Raw genomic sequence first — 249 nt, forward strand, 5'->3', positions numbered from 1 at the left:
TGAGTAGTCATTCATCAGGTTGACCAGAGTTTGAAGAAGAGTCCCATGCACCTCTACTAGGTAATTGCGCATACTCGAGACGGCCTGACCTTGGAGATTTTGATTGTTTATGAAGTCGCTCATAGCCTTATTTAGACTAGCGATGGCCTCTTCCCAAGCATTCATCGTCTTTTGACTTTCCACTTGAACAGAGGTAATATCATCAAATTTTATCTTGTAACTCATAGAACCTCCCTACTGCAAGCCAGA

At 42.6% G+C, this 249-nt stretch carries 1 protein-coding gene; it reads right to left on the reverse strand.

Annotated elements, in window-relative coordinates; translation table 11 throughout:
* Positions 1–225: T7SS effector LXG polymorphic toxin (locus ADH52_RS04675; protein ID WP_049510387.1), on the reverse strand; the 225-nt coding region annotated here is incomplete at its 3' end.
* Positions 226–249 lie beyond the last annotated feature (24 nt).

Source organism: Streptococcus pseudopneumoniae (assembly GCF_001072665.1).
GTDB lineage: Bacteria > Bacillota > Bacilli > Lactobacillales > Streptococcaceae > Streptococcus > Streptococcus pseudopneumoniae_S.